Genomic DNA, 5,746 nt, shown 5'->3' with positions numbered 1-5,746 from the left:
ACGTTCCAGCTTGCTCGCCAGAGATTCCTGCATCTCTCCAGCGAGCGAGACCCCCTGCAAGATCGCAACAATGCCCAGTAGCAACTCGACATCAGTGCGGTCGACGGAAATGCTATCCGACATCGCGGCTTGGCCTTTCTGCTGCAGCCCTTATGGCAAGCTGGCCTCGCGGGGGGCGGAACGCCCGGCATCGACTAGAGCAACGTCGACGCCGGGCCGCTGGAGAGATTATCCGCATTGTTGGTCACTGTCGCTGGCGGACTCGTCAGCATAGGCAGCGTACGCCACTGTGCAAAGATACACCTGCTGACTTGTGCGGTAGGAGTAGACCACCCGCGGCGCCAGCCCCGTCCGGACATGCCGCGATCCGCGCGGCCATCCGGAACTGCCCGAGAAGAGCCATTTTGGCGGTGTCAGTCAGGGCCCTCCGGGATGTCGGTTGCGGTCGGGCGCGCGACCGTTGTTGTGAGAACTCATCGCGCTCCCACCAGACCAACCCGTCGCACGTAGAGTACTCGGATCGTTGCCTTGCGTAACGCCTGGTGGGTGTGTCGCGATGTGGTGCTGCACCGGCGGCAAGTCGTTGCCGGGCAGGTGGGCCCGCGCGGGATGGAGGGGGAGGGTGATGACGGGCAGGATGAATGGCGAGGCGTCTCGCTGGCTGGGTGTCAGGACTGTGCGGGCCGTGGCTGGGGTCTGGGTTGCGGCCGTGCTGACGGTGTTGACGGTGGCGGGCCCGGCGGACGCGGCGGGGTGGGCGTGCCGTGATCGTGTCAGCGTCCGGGTCTCGGTCGACTCCGCTGGGGGCGATGCGGACGGGTCCAGTGGGGGGCAGGCGGTTTCGGCCGACGGGCGGTACGTCGCGTTCGGGTCCTGGGCGTCGGACCTGGTTCCTGGTGACACCAGCCACTCGCTCGACGTCTTCGTGCGTGACCTGCGCTCCGGCACCACTCGTCGAGTCTCGGTCGGGACTGCTGGTGAGCAGGCCAACAGCTTCAGCGGCGATCCGTCCATCTCCGGCGACGGGCGGTACGTCGCGTTCTCGTCCTCGGCGTCGAACCTGGTTCCCGGTGACACCAACGGCGCCGCAGACGCGTTCGTCCACGACCTGCGGTCAGGCACGACGCGCCGGGTCTCGGTCGCCACCGGTGGCACCCAATCGACCGGCGGCGCCTCCGACGTGCGGATTTCCGGGAACGGCGACGTCGTGGCCTTCATCTCCCCGGCGTCGGACCTGGTCACCGGCGACACCAACGGCCACTACGACGTCTTCACGCATGACCTGCGGTCGGTGGTGACCAGGCGGGTGTCGGTCGCAGCGGACGGATCTCAGATCGGCTACGGCGGCAGCGACCCGGCGATCTCCGCCGACGGCAGGTTCGTCGCCTTCGCCACGAACTCCCCGCACGTCGTGCCCGGTGACACCGACAACGACTACGACGTCTTCCTGCGCGACGTGCGACGCGAGACCACGACCGGAGTGTCGGTCGGGCCGGGCAACCCGGTGACCTCCGGTCGCAACTGGAGCCCATCCATCACCGCGGACGGGCGGTTGGTGGCGTTCCAAGCCGTGCCAGGACACGGTTTCGCCGGCGAGATCTACGTGGTCGATCCCCGCCGCGGGGCCTGGATCCGGGTCACGCAACCTGCCGGCACCGAGCCCGGGCTCGCGGAGTCGCCGTCGATCTCCCCGGACGGGCGTCACGTGGCATTCGTCGGCACGTCCCAGTTCGTCGGTGACGACTACCCCCGCGTCGGCGTCCTGGTGCGTGACCTGCGGCGAGGCATCACCACCCGAGTGTCGGTCACCGTCGGAGGGCAACCAGCGCTCGCCCTGGACCCTGACATCTCACGCGCCGGACGCGTGATCGTGTTCTGGTCACCCCAACCCGACCTCGTCCCCGACGACACCAACGACGTCAACGACGTCTTCGCCCGACTCACCCATCCGGGGTGCACCCGCGGGCGGCGCTGACGCCCACCCACGCTCCCCAGCCGAGGCCGACACCGGCGAAGCGGGAACGCCACCACGGCGACCGAACCCCGACCCACGCGATCAGCACGCTGCCGCAGTCGGTGACGTCCCGCGCGTGAGGGTCTTCCACACGAGAGGTCGGCGCGAGCCACGCGGTCCAGCGCGGTGACCGCCTCGGACCGCCACGGCCGGGCCCGCTGCGGTAACCGGCCGGCAGGGTAGGCCTCGCCGGCCGCTCAGGTCAGCTCGATCGCGCCGGCGACCAGGACGGCCGCCCTGGCCGCGACGCTGGCCAGCCAGCCGCGGACGGTACCGTCGGCACGTCCACCGTGGCGCATGGCTCGGCGGGCGGCACCGGATGTCCGGTGGCCGACCACGGGCGCGTGCGTTCGAGCGGTACTGGACCTCGCTCGCCGAGACGCCGCGACAGTTGCACACATTGACGGTGCTCACGCTCACCTGGGGCGGCCGCGCACCCATCGCCCGCCACCGCAGCCGCGTGGGAGCGGCGACATGACGTCATCTCGGTGGCCACGCCGGCGCCCGGCTCCCCGGGAAGACCGAAGGCCGAGGGTGTCATCCGGGCGCAGGCCCTGCGCGGCGTCCAATGTTCTTGCCTCGGGATCGGTAATGGTGCGTACGGTGGTGCCGTGCGCGTATCCGAGGTCGGGCTGGTTCTGGCCCGCGCGGTCGTTGCCGAACGGAAGCGGTGCGGTCTGACGCAGCACGAGCTCGCCGACCGGCTCGGCCTCTGCCCGCAGACCGTGATCGCGATCGAGGCCGGCGATCGAGCCATCCCCGTCGACCAGGTCCCCGCCATCTGCCGGGCCCTCGACGTCACGCTCAACGAGCTGGCTCGGGACGCCTCGCGCGAGGATCGCCGAGCGCTGGGGCTCGACCCGAACCCGCGAGCGTGAAGCAGCGCTCGGCGCACGATTCGCACGTCGCATTCACCCGGCGGGCATCCGAACCGTCGCGACAGGGCCGGTTCGAAGCTACAGGGCCGGTTCGAAGTCCAGGGTGGGTTGCAGGCCCTGCAGGCGCGTGTACTCGCGGGCGAGATCGGGATCGTCGGGTGGTGGGCCGAGGGCGGTGTGGGTGGCGGGTCCGGTGAGGGCCGCGGCGGGGGTGCCGTAGGGCAGGGCGAGGGTGGTGTGCCGGTAGCGCTCGACGGCGATCGCGTGCTGGTTCCACTGGCGTGCGGCGGCGGCCGCGTCGGGGCGGTGGCCGAGCAGGGCTGTAGAGGGCTGGTTCGCTGGCGAGCCGGGCGGCGGCGTCGCCGATCTGGTGTTCGAGGGCTCGATCGATCAGGGCGAGCCGGTCGTGCAGCAGTCGCCGTGCGGTCTCGTCGCCGTCGTCGGCTCGCAGCCGGGTCTGGGCGAGGTCGAGGTCCAGCGCGCGGTCGGCCAGTTCCTGCCGCCGCTGATGCAGTCGGTCGCGGACGGCGGCGAGGGTGGCCGGGTCTGGGCGGCGCTGTAGCTCGAGCGCGGTCAGCTGTGTGTGGACGACGTCGTACACGCGCTGCGCGGTGTCGTGTGCGGCGCGGGCGCGATCGATGGCGGCCAGCAGCGCGGGCCGGTGCGCGTCGACGTCGACGACGACGTCGGTGTCGGTGTCGGTGAGGATGCTGGTGAGTTCGCGGCGTTCGGCCGCGAGGTCACCGGTGGGTCGGGTCGCGAGGTAGCGGGCCTGCGCGGCGTCCAGGAGGGCTGCGGCGCGGGTCCGCTCGATCGCGTCGTCGTCGGCCTGGCCCAGGCTGGTGTCCTGCTCGATGGCGCGGGCGTAGCGGGGCGTCTGCAGGATGCCGGGGACCAGCGGCTGATACGTCGCGATCCGCGACGCTTGTGCTTCGAGATCCACGTAGGTGATGAAGCTCGGAGTGACGTCTCCGAAGTCCTGCCACCAGCCGCGTTGTTGCGAGCTGTGCGCCAGTTCGGAGACGGCATCGATCTTGGCTTGGTCGGCGCCATATCGCGCGGCCAGGGCGATCGCGATTGGCACGCCGATGGGAGCGGTGCCGCTCTCGACGCGGTGGAAGGTGCTTCGGCCCACCACGCCGCGCGGATTGTCCTTGCTTTTGGTCACATCGGCCGGTTTCAGTCCGGCGTCTTCCCTCAGCTGTCTCAGCTGTCTCAGCAGTCTCGCCAGTCGCCGTCGCGACAGGGTCGGACCTTCGACCGCCATGGCATCCCTCCCGATCTTTCTCTCTGTGGATGTCCCGGAAAGGGACTGTTGCATCTGGGACTTCCCTCCGTCCGGTGTGTCGATTTAGCGGCCAGTCAGCGAAGCGGACAGGACCTTGATCCACCGGGGAAACCGGCTGGGACCCGATGGCTTGGTCGCCTCCAAGAGGACGGACTCGAAGAGCCAGAAGGTGAAGCGGTGAATCCCGTCTCTGACGCCCCGATGCCGTGGACCGGTGAGCTGATCTGGCGAGTGGTCGGAGGGCTCCTGTTTCTCGCCGTCCACGATCCAGGTCACCATCGTGGTCAGCGGGCAAACGGTCGAGGTCTGGCTCGACGGTCACCTGCGGGGCCTGGTTGCCAGGAGCGACTTGCACGCGTGGCTCGCACGCGGCACCTGTGCCCTGACGGCGGGCCATGGCGTGAGGTGGACCGCTCGCCCGATGGGCATCGCGCTGGACGTGCCCACCGCGTCACTTGATTCGCCGTGGCCGGTCCCGTACGAGATCGCCGCCCATCTGGCAGAGCACCTGTGATCTTTGGCGGCCGGGCCGCCCATACACCCCTGGCGACCGTCCGCGCCGACGCCGTCCTACCTCGACACCCAGCGGCACCAAGCCGAGCAGGAACAGAGAGACCGCATGAACGCTGCGAACACGAACCCCAGCAAGGCCGAGAGCGATCGGGCGCCGTCGTACGCGCAGCGCTGGAGCGACCACGCGCCGGTCGTCGTGACGTGCGACGTCGACGCTCGGGTCGGCTGAGTTCCGGTTCGGGCGCAGTACGATCGAGTCCATGTCCGCACAGCCCACCGGGGGTCTCCCGGACCCTGACACCGGCTCCTACGAGGTGATTCATCTCGGTGATGAGGCAGCTGTGGTGGTGCCGTTGGTGGATTTCCTGCGCCTTCGTGCACTCGAGCGGCGGGCCACGGCTCAGGAACTCGAGGACGCGCAGGACGTGGCCGCGCTCCACGAATGGCGATCCCGGGAATCGCTGGGGCAGGTCTCCTACGTGCCTGCCGAGGAGGTGCGACGCCGGCTAGGCGTCGACCGGTGAGCTTCACGGTCCTCTTCGAGGAGAGGGCGATCAACCAGACGGCGAGGTTCCTGGCTGACGATCCGGACGGCGTTCGGGAACTCGTCCGTGCCATCGATGATCTCGTTGACGCACCTCGACCCACCATGTCCTTCCCGTTCGGATCACCCGACCTACGGCGGCTTCGGGTAGGCCGCCACAGGGTGCTCTACGAGATTCGCGGAGACGTGATCTCCATAGGCCATGTCGCGCGAGGGTCTGCGTCCCGGTAGTGCCTTCGGTCGGCTACGGGTCGACGTTGGACCGTGACGTGGGCTGGCGGATCGACTACCAGATCGCCTCCACGGGTCTGGGCGTGGTCTGGGCGCGGCCTGCACTCGGCCGTACATCGACATTCCATCGTCGCTCAATCGTCGGAACCTACGTTCTCGGCGAAGGCAGCGTCACGACCTGGGGGACGTGGTCGGCCCGTCGGCAGGCCCGATCTGGATTCGCGTTGACCCTGGGCGCCAACACGCATGGAGGACAGATCATGAGCTGGACCAGGCCG

General features: G+C 69.4%; 9 protein-coding genes. 7 read left to right on the top strand and 2 right to left on the bottom strand.

All coding sequences use genetic code 11. From position 1 onward, the window contains the following. Positions 1–685: 685 nt before the first annotated feature. Positions 686–1,975 (top strand): TolB family protein, encoded by a 1,290-nt coding sequence (locus AC08OU_RS21905; RefSeq protein WP_476605675.1) that lies wholly within the window; start codon positions 686–688, stop codon positions 1,973–1,975. 236 nt (positions 1,976–2,211) lie between these two features. On the opposite strand, the gene AC08OU_RS21900 is transcribed toward AC08OU_RS21905, so the two are convergent. Further along, positions 2,212–2,352 (bottom strand): hypothetical protein, encoded by a 141-nt coding sequence (locus AC08OU_RS21900; protein ID WP_476605674.1) that lies wholly within the window; start codon positions 2,350–2,352, stop codon positions 2,212–2,214. Between the two features lie 273 nt (positions 2,353–2,625). Between AC08OU_RS21900 and AC08OU_RS21895 the strand changes: the two genes are divergently transcribed. Next, positions 2,626–2,892, top strand: a complete 267-nt coding sequence (locus AC08OU_RS21895) for a helix-turn-helix transcriptional regulator (RefSeq protein ID WP_476605673.1) — start codon at positions 2,626–2,628, stop codon at positions 2,890–2,892. Here the strand turns inward: AC08OU_RS21895 and AC08OU_RS21890 are convergent. Beyond that, complete coding sequence (locus AC08OU_RS21890) at positions 2,819–4,159, bottom strand: Scr1 family TA system antitoxin-like transcriptional regulator (RefSeq protein ID WP_476605672.1); 1,341 nt, start codon at positions 4,157–4,159, stop codon at positions 2,819–2,821. The two genes, AC08OU_RS21895 and AC08OU_RS21890, sit on opposite strands and share 74 nt — an antisense overlap. Positions 4,160–4,460: 301 nt before the next feature. Here AC08OU_RS21890 and AC08OU_RS21885 point away from each other — a divergent pair, with 301 nt between their 5' ends. From AC08OU_RS21885 to AC08OU_RS21865, 5 genes are all read left to right on the top strand, one after another. Beyond that, on the top strand, positions 4,461–4,694 hold the full coding sequence (locus AC08OU_RS21885; RefSeq protein WP_476605671.1) for a hypothetical protein: 234 nt from the start codon (positions 4,461–4,463) through the stop codon (positions 4,692–4,694). A 105-nt stretch (positions 4,695–4,799) separates the two neighbouring features. Continuing rightward, positions 4,800–4,922: a hypothetical protein gene (locus AC08OU_RS21880; RefSeq protein WP_476605670.1), complete on the top strand. Its 123-nt coding sequence runs from the start codon at positions 4,800–4,802 to the stop codon at positions 4,920–4,922. A 31-nt stretch (positions 4,923–4,953) separates the two neighbouring features. Next, a complete protein-coding gene (locus tag AC08OU_RS21875; RefSeq protein ID WP_476605669.1) occupies positions 4,954–5,217 on the top strand; it encodes a hypothetical protein in 264 nt (87 codons plus the stop codon). Next, positions 5,136–5,468 (top strand): type II toxin-antitoxin system RelE family toxin, encoded by a 333-nt coding sequence (locus tag AC08OU_RS21870; RefSeq protein ID WP_476605668.1) that lies wholly within the window; start codon positions 5,136–5,138, stop codon positions 5,466–5,468. Before AC08OU_RS21875 ends, AC08OU_RS21870 begins: the two co-directional genes overlap by 82 nt. Next, positions 5,468–5,746: hypothetical protein (locus AC08OU_RS21865; protein WP_476605667.1), on the top strand; the 279-nt coding region annotated here is incomplete at its 3' end. The genes AC08OU_RS21870 and AC08OU_RS21865, both read left to right, overlap by 1 nt.

Source organism: Frankia sp. CcMO1 (assembly GCF_977945845.1).
This window is presented reverse-complemented; position numbering and strand designations above follow the sequence as displayed.

Excerpts from the sequence above, each read along its gene's own strand:
- AC08OU_RS21890 (WP_476605672.1), bottom strand. The coding sequence starts at position 4,159 with ATGGCGGTCGAAGGTCCGACCCTGTCGCGACGGCGACTGGCGAGACTG.
- AC08OU_RS21880 (WP_476605670.1), top strand. The coding sequence starts at position 4,800 with ATGAACGCTGCGAACACGAACCCCAGCAAGGCCGAGAGCGATCGGGCG.
- AC08OU_RS21875 (WP_476605669.1), top strand. The coding sequence starts at position 4,954 with ATGTCCGCACAGCCCACCGGGGGTCTCCCGGACCCTGACACCGGCTCC.
- AC08OU_RS21870 (WP_476605668.1), top strand. The coding sequence starts at position 5,136 with ATGGCGATCCCGGGAATCGCTGGGGCAGGTCTCCTACGTGCCTGCCGA.